This is a genomic window from Paenibacillus sp. P4_E11, from assembly GCF_056401635.1.
Genome location: NZ_JBFUIX010000035.1, coordinates 1 through 18873, shown reverse-complemented (window position 1 = coordinate 18873; position 18873 = coordinate 1). Strand labels below are relative to the sequence as shown.

The window sequence follows — 18873 nt, the reverse complement described above, 5'->3', positions numbered from 1 at the left end:
CCAAGAGTATTTAAACTTTCAGTTAGCCGGGCAAGTTGCGGCTGCAAGCCAAGTTTGAAAGGACGTGTTTCGATTATGTCACTAGACGGTCTCGTTACTCATGCAATCGCCCACGATCTCGGGGTATGTGCAGGAGGACGTATTCATAAGATCCACCAACCTACTGAGCACGATATCGTGATGCAAATTCGTTCACAAGGATCGACTTATAAGCTGCTGTTGTCCGCCAATCCTACATATCCACGCGTACATTTCACCAGCGAGTCGTTTGTCAACCCGACTGAAGCTCCTATGTTCTGTATGCTGATGCGCAAACATTGCGAAGGTGCTGTTATCGAATCCATCTCTCAAGTCGGTATGGAGCGCATGATTCAACTGGACGTTCGGCAACGTGATGAAATTGGTGATGTTAGCTCTAAGCGGGTTCTCATTGAGATTATGGGCAGGCACAGCAATATTATATTGATGGACCCGCAGTCAGGCATCATTCTCGACGGCATTCACCATGTCACCCCTGCGATTAGCACGTACCGAATTGTTATGCCGGGGAGCGCCTATGTGTTTCCTCCTGAGCAGGGCAAGCTCAATCCACTGAACGTCATCCAGGAACAATTTGTCGCTGCGATGGCCGATCACCCCGTTGACTCGGAACAGCGAACAACCTTACAACAGCAGTTGGTCGCGAAGTTCAGCGGGATTAGTCCCCTAGTCGCCCACGAAATTGTTCATCGCAGCGGATATCCAACTTCGTTGGGAAGCGAGCATGCTGATACTTTGCAAGTGTGGAGTCCTTTCGAATCAATGATGCAAGATGTCAAGGAACATCAGTACAAGCCGAACATCGTCATCGACTCCAAAAGCGGCAAGGCTATATTCTCCATCGTCTCGCTGACGCATGTGAATGGTGATGCAAAGTCGTATGCCACGGTAAGTGAATGTTTGGAATCGTATTATGGCGATAAAGCGGAACGTGATACGGTTAAGCAACGCACGTCCGATATGAATCGATTCCTGATTAATGAGCGGAACAAAAACGTCAAGAAGCTGGAGAAGCTCGAAGAAACGATTGAGGAAGCGAAGGATTCCGACAAATACCGGATCATGGGGGAACTCCTCACGTCCTCGCTGCATCTCATTCGCAAAGGGATGAAGCACGTGGAAGTCGTCAATTATTATGATTTGGAGCAGCGATCCATGCGGATCGAGCTTGATCCGCTACTTACACCTTCGGAGAACGCTCAACGATTATTCCGCAAATATACGAAGAGCAAGAACAGTCTCGCGATCGTCTCGGAGCAAATCCAGAGCACTCACGAGGAAATCGTTTACTTGAACACGATTCTTCAGCAGCTGGATAATGCAGGAATCGTGGACATTGAAGAGATCCGTGAGGAATTAATCCAGCAAGGCTACATTCGAGATCGCAGTAAAAAAGCACGAAAAAAGAAAAAACCGACTGACAAGCCCGTTCTTACCTGCTACACCTCAAGTGAAGGATTTGCCTTGTATGTGGGGAAGAACAACAATCAGAACGAGTATTTGACTAATCGATTGGCTCAAGCCAATGACACGTGGCTGCACACCAAAGACATTCCTGGATCGCACGTCGTCATACGGGGAAGCGGCTTCGGCGATCAGACGCTGCATGAGGCGGCGAATCTCGCAGCCTACTACAGTCAAGCCAAGTCATCCAGTCAAGTCCCAGTCGACTACACCATGATCCGTCATGTTCGCAAACCGAACGGCGCAAAGCCAGGTTTCGTCATCTATGAGCAACAGAAGACGCTGTTCATCACGCCAGACGAAGAGCTGGTTAAGCAATTGCCCTTGTCGGTCAAAGCTTGAGATTCGTCTAAGTAAAGAAAAACCGTCCGGAAGATCGATTGATCATCGGACGGTTTTTGGCGTTTGAGCTCTGTATTTCGCGGTGAGGAGAAAGTATGTGGAGGATTCCGACCGCTATTGAAATCATCGCCCTTGGATTATAGGTTTGTCATTGTTGGGCCAACATTTCAAGGCGGACACTGTCGCTTCTCCACTCCATCTGCCTGCCTACTCCTGTTCTTCTTTCCTTCAAAGGGATCTAAGAACAGGACTTTATCAAAACTGCTGCAAATATGCAGGATTTCAGAGCTAAAAGCCCATTCGGAGGGAAAAATCTTGCAAATGTACAGGATTTCGTGGCCTTCCCTCCCTGAATGGGACCGTTTGGCGGAACAATGATGTACTTTTGCAGCAATTCGACTTAAATGGGGGATTCCAGCTACAAATGATGTATATTTGCAGAATTTCCCCCTCCCAAGTAGTATTCGATCCTTGTACCGGCAGTTCGATTCCGCCCACTTGCAGCAGCGTTATGGCTCCACTGTTGCTAAAATTACCAGAAAAACCGCTCTCAAACGATCCATCCGAACGGCTTAAACTCAGCAAGGGGTCCAACATGTTCGAGCAAAGCCGTTCCGTTGGCGACCGTTCCGCTCGTATGGGTCGGTTCGGACGTGCCCGTCGTGCCCGCCGTCGTACATCGGTAAACCCGGTTAGCCGTCGTATAGGTCAAAGCTCCCAATGTGCAAGTGGCGGAATTCTGCCAAGCAACAACCGTCATCGTCCCTCCCTGCGTGCAAACCCACCCTACATAACCTCCGGCCACCGGAGCCGTATTGTACACCAGATCGGACGCGAGCCAATTGCCGGAAGTCGGAGCAAGGGCAGCCTTGATGATTCGATTGCCATTGTCCGTCAACTCGTGGCTCACTCCGGTTCCCTTGCGAAGCTTACCTTTCCCTTGAAGCCGATTCGCATTGTATGCATTCGTTCCCAATGCGAGTGCGGAAGCAGTTTGATCGATGAAGTCGTAAGCGTAATCGGTAGCGTTTCGGACACCGAATGATATATTTTCCTCGACCATGACGTTGGAACACGATTCGTGCACTTGAATGGAATATGCGGTGTCATTCGTTTTATCGCCTAGCACGTTATCGCGTATAGTGAGAATGTTCGTATTCTTGGCTACGATTTGTCCCGTATACACAGGTGACGTCACATTCGGATCCAATACGTTCACGCCGCATTTGCGAATTCGATTACGTATGATGGAGACATTGGATAAGCCGACCGACGAGCCCGTGCCGCCATAAACACCATAGTAAAACAAGTTATCCATATCGCAATCGAGAATTGTCACTCCGTCGACATGGAACGGATAATAGACACCGGAATGTCCGTTTCGAATTTTGCACCGGACGATGTCAATTTCCCGAGCCATTCTTGCGGCAAGCACTTGGGTGCCCGCTGCGGCCGAAATCGTCGACGGTTCAATATGAAACGAGGTCGCTTCGGTAGAAACGTAGAAATCGCTCACCTTGACCGTTCCGACTCCCGCAATTTCTACGAGTTGACGGAATTCGAGCGAATCGATCTTCGCATTTAGTGTTATTGTCGTATCCCCAACTTGCAGAGCCTGAGCTAGTGTACTCGTTTTCAGCGTTCCTTCGATGCGAATCGGATACGCATCTGCATCGGTTCTCACATTTGACGAATCGAGTTGGATCGAACTGTCCATGATAGCGACATTCCCGCTCTGGTTGATGAATACCCCCCTCTTCACTTCCATCAAATTCAATCCCGACAACCGCACGTTCTCCGCCCGGAATACGTATACACTGTAGCCCTTGTAGTCGGCCGTCCGGATGTTCTCTGCAGACAGATTGCTGAATCGGTCGATATAGATGGCATAGTCGGTCGAGTTGCCGCCTCTAACTTCAATATTTCTCAGGACAGCGGAAGATTGCCTCGATTTGGACCAAACTGGTTTGCCCTGAGCGTCATTAACGGCACCGATCATGCCGAAGAATATAGCTGATGTAGCAACATTCTCTGCGTACACATTTTCCAACAAGATGCCGGTCATCGATTTCCCGCGTTGGTCTTCATGAGTTGTACCATTGCCTGGGTAGCTTCGTGAATCAGCCAAGTCTCCAGCCATCGCCCGGAAAACCGCCCGTACATTCCTCGCCTTCAGTCCCGATACTTTGAAATTATATGAGGCCGAAGGACAGATGGCAGATTCCTGTGAATCCTCTATATCCACGTTACGGATTTCAATATCATGAGGGTGATACGATACGAGCGAGTTGCTATTCGCTGGAGAGTCACCCGACCAGTGCGCCATGATACCGATTGTATTTTTACCTCTTACTTTAATATTCTCGACGAGAACATGATGCGCGTCTCCGGAAATCGCCAAAGCGTTATTAAGATAACCMGTGTCCTGCCGGGTCAACCATAGATCCCGGATGATGATGTTATTCAAATTTTTGTAGCTAGTCGACACGTATTCCCCGACGGACACGTTGTTCCCTCGAAATCCATGAAGAGTGGACGTTAATTTCACATCGATATGCAGCCGTTCCACGCACAGATCGGAACCGAGAACAAGGACACCGGTAGTTGTGGCAGTATTGCCGGACAGCTCGAACACGAGCTTGGATTCCGTGAACTGTCCCTGCAGATTCATCTTGTCGTTCAACACAAGTGCGGTCTTCAGAAGGAACGTACCCTTGGGAACATAAATCGTTCCACCATTCGTACGTATGGCATCAAGCGCATTGGTGAATGCGGTGGAATTATCTGTTACTCCATCCCCTACTGCGCCAAACCAGGTTACATTCATCGGTTCCTTGAAAATACGCTTAAATCGTTTGCCTGCGTTCGACACCATAATCGTTCCCCTATTAGCTTGGGATGTCGTATCGTTGGAGTCGTAGATGAACGGACCTTCCTTGCCCGGGTCGGTAACAAAATAAACGGTATCGGGATTAGGTTTCGATAAAGCTTCCAGTCCAGCAATCGTAATCGCTATACAGTAGGTAAGGTCCTTCCATTCCGGCGGTCCTCCGTATACGTCCTCCCTAACGGATCGTCCTCCGCCCTTCGCCAGAGCTTCAGACCCTCCAATAGCAGAATACAGGACCGCTGCCGCTCCGGCCGTACCAAGTATGGTGAGCAGTTCTCTTCGGCTGACACTTTTCTCTTCCTTCATGTACTCGTACCCCTTTCATTCCCCAACATCTTTTGGCATTCAACTATGGAATCGCTTACAAAAAAATAGCTACCGCATAGAATTGCTATGGTCACGCATGGTTTTCACACGATTGACCCTCTCCTTTTTCGCTTGAGAAATGGCTTGTTAATTGGATTATAGAGATTCCTAGGCTCAATAAATACAGGATATTTTTTTGATTCGGATTCAAATTCTTGCTGTTAGTTATACATTCTAATTTTAATATGACAAAGAAAGCCACCCGTACCAGATAAGGTTCGGATGGCTTTCTTGTCATTGGATACGTACAGGTTGATGATCGCTATTAATGTTACGCTGTGATCTCATCCAGTCGCACAGGACGTTTCCGTTCTGCCGACAAGTTCGCTGCTTCCATGAGCGTCGTCAGGTCAACAGCCAAGGCAATATTGTCGGTTGCTTCCGTACCGTTCACGATATGATCGACCCACTGATGGAATGCAGTCGGCTGATCCGCCGGAATAGGAAGTTCACTCCATTGCTTCGCGGCCTCTTCCCCGAGTTTGCTACTACGAAGCAACAACTTACCGTCTAATTGGCTATATTGCAAGGAGCCTTCTGTCCCTTGGACTTCAAGCTCGAACGGCGAGAATGAAGTGACGAAGCCTGCTTCTACAACAGCAATGCCCCCTGCATCGTTTTGCAGAACAGCTACTGCATTGTCTTCCACTTCCTTGCCCGACACGTAGCCGAAATGTGCACTTACTTGCGTGGGCAAGCCGAGGAACAATCGAGCCAAGTACATCGGATGGCAACCGAGATCGATTAGCGCCCCTCCACCGCATTGCTCCAACGAGAAGAAGTGTTCTGGCAGCCAACCGGCTGTTGAGCCGTTATGCGCCAACCTGGCGCGAACGAACGAGACGGTACCTAGCAAACCTTGCTCCAGCACCTCGTTAATCGCTAGTGTATAACCATAGTATACACGCGGCAGTGACACGGTGAGCTTCACACCATTCGCACGCACAGCATCCAGAACGTCGTTCACTTCGCTCAATGTCGGTGCGATGACTTTCTCCGTGAATATATGTTTACCTGCCTTAGCTGCTTTCACCATTACATCTCGATGGATATTCGTCGGCGCATCGACGATAACGGCGTCAATATCCGTCTGCTGCAGCAGCTCGTCCAGTGATTCGTACCAGCGGACACCGCGCTCCTCTGCTTCCTTGCGGCCTCGTTCTGGAAGCTCGTCCCATATCGCGGTTATTTGTGTCCCCGGGTGCTCATTGGCTTGTCTAGCATAGTCTTTGGCATGTACATGCCAGAAGCTTAACATTGCTACTCGAATCATCGTTCCCCACCCCTTCAGATGTTTCCTAAACTTACTTCGTATCCCATTGCCGAACAAGATTGGTCAAGTATTGTTGGACTTGTGGCTGCAGATCGCCCCGTTGTAAAGCGAATTCGATCGTAGCTTCGATATAGCCGAACTTGTCCCCGACATCGTAGCGTTTGCCTTCCAGATGATAAGCGATCATCGACTGCTTCTGGTTCAAGATGCGCAGCGCGTCCGTAAGTTGAATTTCCCCATTTCGTCCAGGCGGAAGCTTCTCCAGAATTTCGAATACTTCCGGGTCAAGCACATACCGTCCGATGACTGCATGGTTAGAAGGAGCTTCCGTTGGGTCTGGCTTCTCGACCAGATCAGATATGTAGGAGAAATAGTTCGACCCTTGTCCCGATTCCGGCGACACGACACCGTATTTGCCAACATCTTGCCAAGGAACTTGCATGGTCGCAATAACGGAACGATGCTGCTGCTCGTACAGTTCAAGCATCCGCTTCAAGCATGGGGGATCTGAATTAATGATGTCATCACCCAGCAGAACGGCGAATGGTTCGTTCCCGATGAATTTCCTGGCGCACAGCACCGCATGACCGAGACCAAGCGGCTCCTTCTGGCGAATGTAATGAATGTCCACCATGTTGGAAATATCCTGCACGAGCTGCAGCAATTCGGTATTGCCTTTCTCTCCAAGAATCGTTTCCAGCTCGACTGATTTGTCGAAGTGATCCTCGATGGCCCGCTTGTTGCGGCCAGTTACGATAATAATATCCTCGATTCCAGAAGCGATTGCTTCCTCGACGATGTATTGGATCGCAGGCTTGTCCACGATCGGCAGCATTTCCTTCGGTTGAGCTTTTGTCGCTGGCAGGAAGCGGGTTCCGAGACCTGCTGCGGGTATAATTGCTTTTTTGATTTTAACCATAGTGTGATTCCTCTCCTTAACCTCTCGCAAGAAAAGTTGTGTCTATTTATGTACGAATAACAGCTTGTAATTGTTCCAGCACTTCAGATCCTATTCTTCGTGATCCGATCGGTGCATGGAACTCATGTCCATTGCGGACGCCGTGAAAGTCCGATCCTGCGGTTACGAGAACACCCAGCCGGGTGGCCATCGCTGCATATCGGGCTTCGTCTTCCATCGAGTGGTCAGAGTGGTAAGCTTCAATTCCTACCGCTCCATATTGCACGATTGATTCCACCAGCGCGTCATCCCCATACAAGCCCGGATGAGCGACTACGGCGGCACCGCCTGCTTCCTTGATCCAATCTACAGCATCGAACGGAGTAATTCGCGGCGCGTTCACATAAGCGGCTCCACCCTTACCCAAGTATCGGTCGAATGCTTCGCTAATGGAGGACACATGGCCTTTGTTAAGAAGCACACTGGCTATATGCGGGCGTCCGATTGTCTCGTCGCTTAGTACACGCTTACCAGCCTGCTCAAGCACTTCCTCCATTGTGATGGCCATTCCAAGCTCCTGCAAACGATCTAGAATGAGAGTGTTGCGCTCTTCTCTCGTATTTCTCAACTGTCGGAGCCGACTTAGCAACAATGCGTCATCCACATTCATATAGTACCCCAGAATATGAATATCTTGACCATTCGCCACTGTACTGATCTCAACACCTGGTACGATATGTATGCCCTGCTGTTGCCCTGCTAGCCTCGCTTCTGCGAATCCTGCTACGGTATCGTGATCCGTAATCGCGATTGCGTACAACCCGGCAGCCTTCGCCAGTCTTACATTTTCCGAAGGTGCATTCGTCCCATCTGAAGCAGTAGTATGCATATGCAGATCAACCTCGTTCACCATAACCACCTCCTCCTCTTATAGCCATACCTGCAAATCTTTTTCCCTAAGAAACGTCAGGAAAGTTACAGCTGATATGGGCAGCAGCGTCGCTTGCAGGTAGATCGAATAGAAGTGTCGGGTGAACGTGACCCCTTCGATCCGCTTCACTTGGAACAAGCCTAGCGCGACTTCGTGCTTCACCGATGACGGAGATAGTACCGTGATGCCCAAGCCGGCTTCCACCGCTGATTTGATCGCTCCGGTACTGCCAAGCTCCATGACGATCTTCAACTGACTCGGACCGATGCCGACCCGCAGCAACTCTTGCTCCATCACCTGACGCGTACCGGAACCTTGCTCACGCAAGATGAACGGATAATGGGCCAGATCTTCGGGGTATATGACTTCCTTCACGGCGAGCGGGTGGTCGGACGGTACGATCAGCTTCAGCTCATCATTCAATACCACTTCAGTTCGCACGTCAGCATGATGAACAGGTGCTTCGACCAGACCGAAATTCAGTTGATGATTCAGGATCTCTTCCAGAATTTGAGTCGTATTCATTACTTTCATACTGACCGAGATATTCGGGTATTCTCTACTGAACGGGCCAAGTAGACGTGGGAGCACATACTCTCCAATCGTCAAGCTTGCGCCTAGCTGCAGCCGTCCTTCCACCATATGCGTGAATTTAGACATAGCCACATCTGTTTCCTTGATCAGATCGATGCTGCGCTTGGCGAAAGGGAGCAACGTCCGTCCGGCCTCGGTAATCTCGATCTTCTTGGTTGACCTCTGAAACAACTTCGTCCCGAAGTAGTCCTCCAGTCCCTGCACTTGCATCGTTACCGCAGGCTGTGTCATGTGGAGCGCTTGAGCTGCCATAGAGAAACTGCCTTTCTCGGCAACCGTGTAGAAGATGTGCAGTTGGTGAAAGTTAAGCGCCACGCGTTCCTACCCCCTGCTAACGAAGTGCGTTTCTGCGAAACGCTTAATCCAATAAATTAAATCTATCTTAACCATCATCGGTTTGCAACGTTCAACGCAAAAAAGCATGCAGGAAATTCTACATGCCCTAGGCTTCAGTCATGTCAAGTTTCTCATTCATCCGGATTAAGGAGTCCAGCTCGTATTTGTTGTCATGCCACGCTTACTTGCGCTTGCGGCTATTCTTGATCAAGGTCATTCTCCGGGAGTGGCGTAGCCAGGAATAGTACGACTTCAGATCCCTTAGCTCAATCACTTCGGACATCCGACCGAGAAACGTGACAACGATCATCTTATGAAGCGGGTTGCCCGCAATGTCGAATTCATTCTCCAGCACAGTGAACTCTGCCACCATGACCAAATCTTCTTCGATCACATAAACGTCCTTCTCATTCTTGTAATACGGTTGCACTTGTTCTTTCTTCAGTCGATCCCACAAAAATGCGCATATGTCTTCAAACCCGGTCTTCTCGAATTCTACACGATCCGCCCAACGAGAACGGGCATGGTTCGTTATGATAATATCTGCTACTTTCTTATCTCCCAGCAAGACATAAAATGGTTCATAAGTATTCCACCTATCCATCATCTTATCCTTCATGATTGTATCCCCATCCCCATAAAATAGGTCTCTATTCCTATGTACAGCAAGATAGCTTTATTTTACTCGATTTCTAAATATTTTCCAATTGAAAAATGCATCATTTTTTTAATTTCTATATAATATTGTGAATTGCGTGAAATTTAGAACAAAAGTTTAGCGTTATCATTTGTGTCGCCATACTTATGTTAGAAGTACTTTTTTATTAAAAACACACCCTATGCACCATAGTAAGCTGAGCATCAGGGTGTGCGCAATTTCGACTAACCTATTGGACTTTTTTTTGCAAAAGGTTTAGCATAGGCTTCCGTAGCCACAATTCAATGGAAACAATCTTATGTGTAAAGTTTGGATTTATCCGGTACATTACTATTATATTCAGTCCGGATTTCGCTGCGCATCGATCGCTCGACTTTTTTTACAAACGGATATTTCTGGATGGCTTTGGTCGCTTCGTCCACTTTATCCGCATTCATGTAGATCACCACATAATGCATTCGTTTGGAAATGTAGTGGATGGAACCGAACCGTTCCAAGTTCTTAATGGATTTCAAATCATTAACCCAAATAATAAGGCCGGTGCGTTCAGGGAACATGACATGCCCCTCCTATTCGTTTTTCGTTCTCCCGTACCGAGCATTGTATCTCAGGAGTGATATCATCTATGTCTAATCATTCATTGCATGCAGAACGTCTTGTTTCCATTACACGCGGTCCGTTGGTCGAGTCGGTGCATCGGGGTCATATCGCCGTCGTTGACACCCAAGGACGTCTTGTTGCTTCCATAGGGAACCCTGAGGTCACTACATTCGCACGATCGTCTGCCAAGCCATTACAGGCTATTCCTGTCATTGAATCGGGTGCTGTCGAAGCCTATGGGCTTGTCCCGGAAGAAATCGCACTCATGTGTGCTTCTCATAACGGTGAAAGCGGCCATCTCGAAGCGATAGAGCGCTTTCTCAATAAATTAGGGTTGAACGGGGATCACCTAGCCTGCGGTCCCCATTACCCTTATTATGAACCTGCCGCTGACCGAATGAAGCATAACGGCGAAGTGCCTACTACCCTACACAATAATTGCTCCGGTAAACATTCCGGGATGCTCGCCTTGGCGTTGCGACTTGCCGCTCCGCTCGAAGGCTACGAATCGCCGGCGCATCCGGTGCAGCAGCTCATGCTGGCGACTGTCAGCGCCATGAGCGGCATTCCGTCCGAGCGGATCGCGCTCGGTACCGACGGTTGTGGCGTGCCGGTGTTCGGCATGCCGCTCGCGGCGTTGGCCCGCGCCTACGCCGTCTTCGGCCAGCCGGATGGGCTGGTGCCACAGACGCGTGCGGACGCGTGCCGGACGCTCGTAGCGGCGATTCGCCGCGCACCGTTCTACTTGGCCGGCTCGGGCCGATTCGACACACGCCTGGTCGAGGCGACGGGCGGCCGGCTCATCGGCAAGATGGGCGCCGAGGGCGTGTTCGCCGTGACCGATCCCGAGAGCGGCATGGCGCTCGCGGTCAAGATCGAAGACGGTGCCCAGCGCGCGTTGTACCCGAGCGTGGTCGAGGCACTTAGTCAGCTCGGCTGGCTGAGCGCCGACGAGCTTGACCAGCTGTGCGTGTTCCACACGCCGCCTGTACGCAATTGGGCCGGCGACATCGTCGGCTCCATTGAACCGGACTACAAGCTGCATCAGCTCTGATGCAGCTTGTAGTCTGCCAGATCGTGCAGCGAGCAACAGGCGCGCTGCACGTAGGCAACAGGCGCAGCGGCTATCTAGCCGCAGCTGCAGCTGCCTCCTGAACCGCATCCGCTCTTAGTCGGGAGCGGATTGTTGCTCGGCACCTTAATGGATTCCGAGACGGAGAACGCGATCGCCTCAGAGACACTGAATAACAGATCGTCCAGCTTCGCTTCCGCTTCCTTGAAGCGGCGAACGGAATCATACTGTTCCAACTTCTCTTCCGCCACCTTCACCGCATCTAACGCTTCGTGGTAGTTCGGATGAAAGTGACCGAATCGTTCCGTCTCCCCGAACTTCTCTTTCAACTGTGCAAATCGGCTTAATGCGGACTGCACGTCCGTGTCCATCTCGACTTGGCGTTTCCAATATGCATAATCCGCTACTTCGGCGGAAGCGTTAATCATGTCGCCTACCTCATATGCCTGCGACAAAAGCTCGGCTACATCGATGGTTGCCGGTTCTGTTATGGTCATCATGGCGGTTCCTCCTAACTTTACCCCAAAAAGTGATGTATTGCTGTCGTAGCTTATTCCTATTACTTTTCGGGGACCCCATACCTTTACCCCAAAAAGTGACGTAGATCTGTCGTAGCTTATTCCGATTACTTTTCGGGGACCCCGATGTCTATACCCCAAAAAGTGATGTATTGCTGGCGCTTCTTATCCTTCGTCGTTGATGCCCGGTAGCACAAGCTGCATCTCTTCCCACTGTTCGGGAGAAAGCTTCACTTCACCGGTCGGATTATACCCCGATACGATCCATCGTTCCGACGTTCCTTCCAGACGTTCTGGTACAAGCAGACGGTCTTGACCCTCCTGCCGTAATCGAACGCATGCTTTCCATTCCACTGCTTTGCGGATCATATCCATTCGGGTCGCCGCGTGATAGGACCTGCATTCCTTCAGCCAAATGTTAGGTACATCCTGCAAACCCGGATACAAATCCTCCAACCGTGGAAAGGTCCGCTCAATATCATAATACTGCACGGACACTCTGGAGTAAATAAGTCCTTGTGGATCATCGTCTCCGATTCGTGATTCCGTCTGCTTAATAGTTCGAGTTGCCAAAGTTTGCTGACGTCCCGATACAGGGTCAGAAGCGGATGACGCACGGGAGTCCGACTTGCCTTTATCGGCGTCGAAGCCAAGTGACAAACGACTGGGACTGTAGCCGCATGCTTCCAGCTGTCCGAACAAAGCCTGTGCGCTACTAGGCTCGACAAGCCAGACGAGTGGTCCAATTTGCTCTAGCAAGAACGGCTTCAACTTCACGTTTTGTTGCATCTCCCTCGCTGTGTCCTCATCCCGGCAGCGGAATATAACTGCGTCCTCCACCGCTGCCCTTCCGTACTGCCCTGCCCATTGGGTTAGTGAATATTCCACTAGTTCCGGAACTCCGTACTTGGCATGCTTGCGCAGTGTGGATAAGATGCGCTCTGCAGCGTATCCTGCCTCCAGTGCTTGAATCGTGCATTCTCGAGTCAGCCTATAACGGCTAATTCCCCCGGCTTGCTCCTGCTCAGCGAATTGTTCCAACTCCCAGCGTGCTTTGTAAGAGACTCCTGGTGGAACGATGATTTCAAAATCCGGTTGCACAAATATAGGTTCGTTCTTCAGGGAATGCTCCACAGCTGCTTGATGAGCTTCCGTACGGGCCGCGGGTGTAGTCCACCGTGCGGTCCGTTCGCCATCTAAGGAATAGCCCATCTCAATAAAGCCGAGGGACTCTAGCGGCTGCAGCCAATGTGATATGATACCATCGATATGAAGAGATCCGCTCTGGATGATCATGCGCTGCTCAAGTTCTGTAATTAATTGCTTGATGGAAAACCAACATCGCGGTGCTTGTTCTTCGGATCGAACAATCCAATGACGCATCGAAGGCTCTACAGGCACCAGCAGTTGAAACAAACTGGCGTATATACTCTGATTCATCTCCTCCTCCGACTGTTCCAGCCAGATGTTTAGCTTGTCCTCATTTAGCATATACGAATGGGCTTGTGCCTTTAACAACCCGAACCGCAAACACATATCGACAATCGCAGCGAACGTAAAAGGATACGTATCCTCGCCTACATACCGAATCGCAGGCACCCRTGCCTCGTTGTCCAACAATCGGAGCTTGGCTGTAAGCTTCATGACATGCCTTTTGGCGATCGTTCCTTTCTGTGTGAGCGGAAGACCTTCTCTGAAGCAATAAGCAAGTGCAGTTAGTATTCGTGCCGAGGGAAGTGGTCCTTCGATTGACGACGTTGTAATCGTCTCTTCTTTCGTCGAGTGTAGCTGTTGGTGATTGACCGGGAATAGAAGCTTGCTCCATATGGCCATCGTATCAGCCGGGAGCATGTACAACTGCTCACCCCATGACTTTCTTAGAGCGAATACGATCCCTTTGCGACACAGCCGCATTAAACCAACCTTAATCGCGGCTCCTGACAGTTGCGAACGACCGGACCTCCCCAGCTTTGCATCATCAAAGGGCTCACAACCGAATGCTGTGACAATAAGTCGCAACGTAAGCATTTCCATCTCGCGTAGTGTTGTGTATAAAAGCTCCAGAACATCCGGGGCAATAAGCAGTTGCTGCAAAGAATAATCCTCTTTGGAAGACACTGCAGGAAGAGCATTGTCCAATTGTTTGCGAATTTCTTCCGCTATCGTAATTGGCAGTTTTTGAGCAAAAAAAGCTACATTCATTCCACACCCGCCTCCTGGCTTGCATACCTATTCGTTCCCAAGCTTTCCGCTTGACGGATTTCATAGCGATATCCCTGTTCTACTAAGAATAGCTGCCGATGGATGGAGAATTCCTGTTCTCTCGATTCATCCGAGACAAGTGTGTAGAAGAACGCTTCATTATCGGCCTTAGGTCTTAATATACGACCCAGTCGTTGCGCCTCTTCCTGTCGAGAACCGAAGCTTCCGGATACTTGAATCGCAACTCGTGCATCCGGCAAATCAATCGCAAAATTAGCGACCTTGGAAACAACTAGTGTACGAATTTTTCCCTCATTAAAGCGTGCGTACAGATCGTCTCGCTCATCGTGCGGCATTTCACCCGATATCATGGGAGCCTGTAACTCTTCCGAGATGAGCTTCAGTTGATCGARATATTGGCCGATAACGAGTGTCGGTTCTTGGTCATGCCGACGGAGTAGTTCACGAATAACCGCCAGCTTATTCGGATTCTCGCCAGCAATCCGTGTTTTGGAGCGATTCTCCGCAGCGGCATATGCATCTCGAACGTCCCTGGGCATCGAGACTCGCAGCTCGGTGCAACGAACTTTGGCGATCCATCCTTCTTTCTCCAGGTCTTTCCACCCTGCCTCGAATAACTTCGGACCAACTAAGGAGAACACATCGTCCTCACAGCCGTCCTCCCGAACAAGAGTAGCTGTAAGTCCCAGTCGTCGAGTTGCTTGAATATCAGCCGTTACGCGAAATACTGGAGCCGGTAGTAGATGGACTTCATCATAGATGATCAATCCCCAGTCCCTCTCCTTAAAGAGCCGCATGTGCGAGAACGGATCGTCTTTGCGGTTGCGATGTGTCAATATTTGATAAGTGGCGATCGTCACAGGGCGCACTTCTTTACGTTCTCCGTTGTATTCCCCTACTGCTTCTTCCGGCAAATCGGTCTTCTGCAGGATCTCCTTCCGCCATTGTCGGACAGACGCTACGTTCGTAGTCAAGATGAGCGTAGCGCATTGCAGACGCGCCATCGCTGCTATTCCTACGATCGTTTTGCCCGCCCCGCAGGGCAGAACGATAACTCCACTACCACCGTGGCGCTCATCCTCCGAACACAACGATTCCACCGCTTTCAACTGGTAGTCCCGCATTGAGAATGTCTTGACATCGCCTTGACTATGAGTAACATCGTTAGACCCCTTGGAAGCCTCACTCGTTACCCTGAGCGACATCGTCAGTGACTCGCCCTGATGGTAACCCGCCGTATCGGTGACCGGATAGCCCAGCTTAATTAGCTCCTGCTTGATGATTCCCCGGTAGGCAGGCACGATCTCAATCTTATAGAGGTCGATCATCCTGACAAAGAAAGCTTTGGTGGACGTATAGTTCGCAAGTTCATTGATTACGGCTGGATCGTCCGATTCAAGTAACATACTGCCGTCTTTCCGAGAAACTAACCGGACTAACCCATAGCGCGCCACATAATGGCGAATGTTATTCTGTACTTGACCGGGCACTTCGAACTTGCTGTTGATGCGCAGACAATACAGAATCTGATCGGCAGACATTCCCGAGGAAGCCGCGTTCCATAAGGATAGTGGTGTTAAGCGATAACTGTGCAGGTGTTCCGGGGCTTTGATCAATTCGGCGAACTGCCCCAGCTCCACGCTCAAGCTCTCGAATTTGTTATGATTCGTTTCCAGCAGCACAGTTGAATCGCTCTGAACTAGGAGCGGTTGCTCAGGATTGTAATTCATGGAATGACAGCCTCCGTTCCAAAGTGTATAAATGGTTTATTCCTAGTATGAAGGGATGGAAACGGATTTAAACACGAAACAGGTCAAATCGTTGTGGGACCGTCTCATAGTCAGGTATAATAAATTAAATTCCCCACAAAGTGACGTGAACCTTCGAAGCTTTTTCCATGGCGAAGCCCCTTTGCGGGGACTTCATAACTCTATTAATGAGGTGAGTTCTTGTTCAACCGAATCTTCCCACTCCTGCTCCTTCTATGTATCCTGGCCGGTTGTACCGCCACCACCTCCGCCAAGCCGGACACCGATGTCCAATCGATCCTCCAAGCTTACCCTGAACTCAAAAACCAACCCTGGACGCAAGCAGATGTGAAGCGGGTTGTTGATGGCGACACATTCGAGACGAAGCAAGGCGAGAAAGTCCGATTGATCGGAGTGAATACGCCGGAAACGGTCAAGCCGAACAGTCCAGTAGAAGCTTATGGCAAGGAAGCGAGCGATTTTACGAAAAAAATGTTATCAGGCAAACCGATTTATATGTTCAGAGATGCAGGTGACAAGGATACGTATGGAAGGCTGCTCCGATATGTATTCATAGCTGGTGAATCCGTCATGTATAATGAGCAGCTTGTAAGTGAGGGTTATGCGAATACGATGACCATTCAGCCCAATGTGATGTTCCAGAAAAAGTTTCTGGAGCTTGAACGTGAAGCAAGATCTAACAATAAGGGGCTTTGGCTTACTTMAGGTTCAGCAAATGCGCCAAGTTCAACAGCACCAACGAAATCTGCACCCCCACCGAGCACAAATACGAAATGTGCGCAACCCAAGATCAAGGGCAACATTAACTCCAAGAAGGACAAAATATATCATATGCCGGGCGGACGTTATTATGAAGAGACGGTAGCGGAACAACTGTTTTGCGACGAAAAAGAAGCCCAAGCAGCAGGCTTCCGAAAATCCAAAGACTAAACAATTCAGCAGAAACCCGCCACCAGATTCAGGTGCGGGTTTCCTGCTTTGTCTAGTCGGTATTATCTAGATGAAGCCATGTGATCTACGTTTTCCGAGATGTCGCTTAACGCTTCTCCGGCTTCGTTCACAAAGATTTCACGAACCGCCAAATCCGCAATAGCCACAACACCGACCAGCTTCCCACCATCAACAACCGGTAAGCGTCTGATCTTATTGCTGGCCATCAGCTTTGCAGCTTCGTTCACCGATGTATCCGAGGTGATCGTCGTTACGTCTTGCGACATGACATCTTTGACGGCGCTGGAGCCGGAATGTTTCTCAGCATAACCTCGTACAACCAAATCGCGGTCTGTCACTACTCCAATCAGCCGATCTCCATCAACAACCGGGATAAAACCGATGTCGTTTTGTTTCATTTTCACCGCAATTTCATAAATATTGTCCTGCATCGTGACAGTCACACAGTCCGTGCTCATAATATCGCGAATCGTTTTCATCGGGTATGGTTGGCCTCCCTCATAGCGGTTGTCTTATTAAGTACATCATTAAAGTACCCCAGCACATCTACTGCGATTCCTGCGAGTTTATGGCATACCACTTCTTCGTAACGAATGCTTCACTTGCACAACTCCGGGAAACATACTATCATGAATAAAGACAAATGAACCTCAGGAGGGTAATGCTGTGATTATCGAGAATGCTGGACTTAGAGCTTTGAAAAGTGACTTGAAACATCTAGATACCGTTTCGACTGCGCTCGGATTCGTTCGTTGGCAATGGGAATATTATCGCGCTACATACGATTTGAAAATTGACCATAATGGTGACGAGTATTTCCTTCGCATCAACACACGTGCTGTAGAAGGAAAGCTGGAATCGCCACACGCGATACTGGTTGTAGAAGAAGTTTATCTCGGGAGAGGCACGTTCCCTCATGGTTTGGATTATGAATCGGCCGTTCCGGAGCCTGTCGTCAAAATCGCCGAGCAGAAGCTAAACGATCTAAAAAAACAACTGACGGACTAAGGGGAACTTTATGCAGCCATCGCGAAGAGGAACGCCGGATTTCCTGCTTCTGCTGCTCACCTTTTTATTGGTCGGCTTTGGTCTGGTCATGGTATTCAGCGCCAGCTCCGCTATCGCCATCTCGTCCAAGGACTACAATAACAACGCATTTTATTTCGTGAAAAAACAAGCCATTTTTGCCGTACTCGGCACAATTGGCATGTTTTTTCTTATGAATATCCCGATGAATAAGCTGAGGCTGCTTTTAAAACCCTTTTTCATCATCGTGTTGATCCTGTTAGCGCTCGTTCCCTTTATCGGTCATGAAGTAAAAGGAGCTACAAGCTGGTTTATCATCGCTGGCTTCAGCATGCAGCCTTCTGAATTTGCCAAGCTGGCCGTAATCTTATATTTAGCTGGTCTGATAAGTAAAAAAGGGGACAAAATCAAAGAATTTCGACGAGGACTCGTCCCTTCTGTCGTTATCGTTGGAATCGTCGCTTTCCTGATCATGCTGCAGCCCGATTTCGGTTCTATGGTCATTCTCGTGCTATGCGCATCACTGGTCATCATTGTCGGCGGGGCGAATATGAAGCATATCTTGACTGCATCAGCAGCTGTAGCGATTATTGGCTGTCTGGGTGTGCTCATCTATATATTCTCCGCAGATTCACTCGGTTATCGGATGGACCGTATCTCCTGTTACATGRATCCTTGGTCAGACGCGCAGGGATCTTGTTATCAGATCGTGCAGTCGATGTATGCTTTCGGTCATGGAGAATTAACTGGAGCTGGCATTGGACAAAGCATTCAGAAGCTGCACTATTTGCCGGAAGCACACAACGATTTCATATTCGCCATTATTGGGGAAGAGCTTGGTTTCGTTGGAACCGTCGTATTTCTTCTGTTCTATCTGGCCTTCATATGGCGCGGACTGCTTGTTGCTCTTCGTAGTACGGATA

At 49.5% G+C, this 18873-nt stretch carries 16 protein-coding genes; 5 read left to right on the top strand and 11 right to left on the bottom strand.

Annotated elements, in window-relative coordinates; genetic code table 11:
- Window positions 1–75 precede the first annotated feature (75 nt).
- The gene (locus tag AC1DWB_RS15245) at window positions 76–1845 is read left to right on the top strand and encodes an Rqc2 family fibronectin-binding protein (RefSeq protein ID WP_477541930.1); all 1770 of its coding nucleotides are present in this window, start codon (window positions 76–78) and stop codon (window positions 1843–1845) included.
- A gap of 550 nt (window positions 1846–2395) precedes the next feature.
- Here AC1DWB_RS15245 and AC1DWB_RS15240 read toward each other — a convergent pair.
- From AC1DWB_RS15240 to AC1DWB_RS15210, 7 genes are all read right to left on the bottom strand, one after another.
- Window positions 2396–5041 carry a right-handed parallel beta-helix repeat-containing protein gene (locus tag AC1DWB_RS15240; protein ID WP_477541929.1) on the bottom strand — a complete coding sequence of 882 codons (2646 nt, stop codon included), beginning with the start codon at window positions 5039–5041 and terminating at the stop codon, window positions 2396–2398.
- A 331-nt stretch (window positions 5042–5372) separates the two neighbouring features.
- The gene (locus tag AC1DWB_RS15235; protein WP_477541928.1) at window positions 5373–6374 is read right to left on the bottom strand and encodes a Gfo/Idh/MocA family protein; all 1002 of its coding nucleotides are present in this window, start codon (window positions 6372–6374) and stop codon (window positions 5373–5375) included.
- A 31-nt stretch (window positions 6375–6405) separates the two neighbouring features.
- Window positions 6406–7293, bottom strand: a complete 888-nt coding sequence (gene galU / locus AC1DWB_RS15230) for a UTP--glucose-1-phosphate uridylyltransferase GalU (RefSeq protein ID WP_477541927.1) — start codon at window positions 7291–7293, stop codon at window positions 6406–6408.
- A 46-nt stretch (window positions 7294–7339) separates the two neighbouring features.
- The gene (locus AC1DWB_RS15225; protein WP_477541926.1) at window positions 7340–8185 is read right to left on the bottom strand and encodes a PHP domain-containing protein; all 846 of its coding nucleotides are present in this window, start codon (window positions 8183–8185) and stop codon (window positions 7340–7342) included.
- A 15-nt stretch (window positions 8186–8200) separates the two neighbouring features.
- On the bottom strand, window positions 8201–9112 hold the full coding sequence (locus AC1DWB_RS15220; RefSeq protein ID WP_477541925.1) for a selenium metabolism-associated LysR family transcriptional regulator: 912 nt from the start codon (window positions 9110–9112) through the stop codon (window positions 8201–8203).
- Between the two features lie 202 nt (window positions 9113–9314).
- Window positions 9315–9752: a hypothetical protein gene (locus AC1DWB_RS15215; RefSeq protein ID WP_477541924.1), complete on the bottom strand. Its 438-nt coding sequence runs from the start codon at window positions 9750–9752 to the stop codon at window positions 9315–9317.
- Window positions 9753–10087: 335 nt separating this feature from the next.
- Entirely contained in the window at window positions 10088–10348 is a 261-nt protein-coding gene (locus AC1DWB_RS15210; RefSeq protein ID WP_477541923.1) for a YlbG family protein, read from the bottom strand.
- 68 nt (window positions 10349–10416) lie between these two features.
- Here AC1DWB_RS15210 and AC1DWB_RS15205 point away from each other — a divergent pair, with 68 nt between their 5' ends.
- Window positions 10417–11445 (top strand): asparaginase, encoded by a 1029-nt coding sequence (locus tag AC1DWB_RS15205; RefSeq protein ID WP_477541922.1) that lies wholly within the window; start codon window positions 10417–10419, stop codon window positions 11443–11445.
- A gap of 74 nt (window positions 11446–11519) precedes the next feature.
- Here AC1DWB_RS15205 and AC1DWB_RS15200 read toward each other — a convergent pair whose 3' ends face one another.
- The 3 genes from AC1DWB_RS15200 to AC1DWB_RS15190 all read right to left on the bottom strand — a co-directional run bounded on the left by AC1DWB_RS15200 (window position 11520) and on the right by AC1DWB_RS15190 (window position 15934).
- A complete protein-coding gene (locus AC1DWB_RS15200; protein WP_477541966.1) occupies window positions 11520–11960 on the bottom strand; it encodes a YlbF/YmcA family competence regulator in 441 nt (146 codons plus the stop codon).
- A 186-nt stretch (window positions 11961–12146) separates the two neighbouring features.
- Complete coding sequence (locus tag AC1DWB_RS15195) at window positions 12147–14183, bottom strand: helicase-associated domain-containing protein (protein WP_477541921.1); 2037 nt, start codon at window positions 14181–14183, stop codon at window positions 12147–12149.
- On the bottom strand, window positions 14180–15934 hold the full coding sequence (locus AC1DWB_RS15190) for a DNA repair helicase XPB (RefSeq protein ID WP_477541920.1): 1755 nt from the start codon (window positions 15932–15934) through the stop codon (window positions 14180–14182). Before AC1DWB_RS15190 ends, AC1DWB_RS15195 begins: the two co-directional genes overlap by 4 nt.
- Window positions 15935–16153: 219 nt before the next feature.
- Here AC1DWB_RS15190 and AC1DWB_RS15185 point away from each other — a divergent pair, with 219 nt between their 5' ends.
- Window positions 16154–16903 carry a thermonuclease family protein gene (locus AC1DWB_RS15185; protein WP_477541919.1) on the top strand — a complete coding sequence of 250 codons (750 nt, stop codon included), beginning with the start codon at window positions 16154–16156 and terminating at the stop codon, window positions 16901–16903.
- 62 nt (window positions 16904–16965) lie between these two features.
- Here the strand turns inward: AC1DWB_RS15185 and AC1DWB_RS15180 are convergent, their stop codons facing one another.
- Window positions 16966–17403 carry a CBS domain-containing protein gene (locus tag AC1DWB_RS15180; RefSeq protein ID WP_477541918.1) on the bottom strand — a complete coding sequence of 146 codons (438 nt, stop codon included), beginning with the start codon at window positions 17401–17403 and terminating at the stop codon, window positions 16966–16968.
- 187 nt (window positions 17404–17590) lie between these two features.
- Between AC1DWB_RS15180 and AC1DWB_RS15175 the strand changes: the two genes are divergently transcribed.
- Both AC1DWB_RS15175 and AC1DWB_RS15170 read left to right on the top strand, forming a co-directional pair.
- Window positions 17591–17932, top strand: coding sequence for a YugN family protein (locus AC1DWB_RS15175; protein WP_477541917.1), 342 nt, complete (start codon window positions 17591–17593; stop codon window positions 17930–17932).
- A 10-nt stretch (window positions 17933–17942) separates the two neighbouring features.
- Window positions 17943–18873 (top strand): FtsW/RodA/SpoVE family cell cycle protein (locus AC1DWB_RS15170; RefSeq protein WP_477541916.1); only part of this gene is annotated, 931 nt, incomplete at its 3' end.

Bases quoted from the DNA above. Each gene is read 5' to 3' on its own strand.
- AC1DWB_RS15245 (WP_477541930.1), top strand. From the start codon at position 76: ATGTCACTAGACGGTCTCGTTACTCATGCAATCGCCCACGATCTCGGG.
- AC1DWB_RS15235 (WP_477541928.1), bottom strand. From the start codon at position 6,374: ATGATTCGAGTAGCAATGTTAAGCTTCTGGCATGTACATGCCAAAGAC.
- galU (WP_477541927.1), bottom strand. From the start codon at position 7,293: ATGGTTAAAATCAAAAAAGCAATTATACCCGCAGCAGGTCTCGGAACC.
- AC1DWB_RS15225 (WP_477541926.1), bottom strand. From the start codon at position 8,185: ATGGTGAACGAGGTTGATCTGCATATGCATACTACTGCTTCAGATGGG.
- AC1DWB_RS15215 (WP_477541924.1), bottom strand. From the start codon at position 9,752: ATGAAGGATAAGATGATGGATAGGTGGAATACTTATGAACCATTTTAT.
- AC1DWB_RS15210 (WP_477541923.1), bottom strand. From the start codon at position 10,348: ATGTTCCCTGAACGCACCGGCCTTATTATTTGGGTTAATGATTTGAAA.
- AC1DWB_RS15205 (WP_477541922.1), top strand. From the start codon at position 10,417: ATGTCTAATCATTCATTGCATGCAGAACGTCTTGTTTCCATTACACGC.
- AC1DWB_RS15200 (WP_477541966.1), bottom strand. From the start codon at position 11,960: ATGACCATAACAGAACCGGCAACCATCGATGTAGCCGAGCTTTTGTCG.
- AC1DWB_RS15180 (WP_477541918.1), bottom strand. From the start codon at position 17,403: ATGAAAACGATTCGCGATATTATGAGCACGGACTGTGTGACTGTCACG.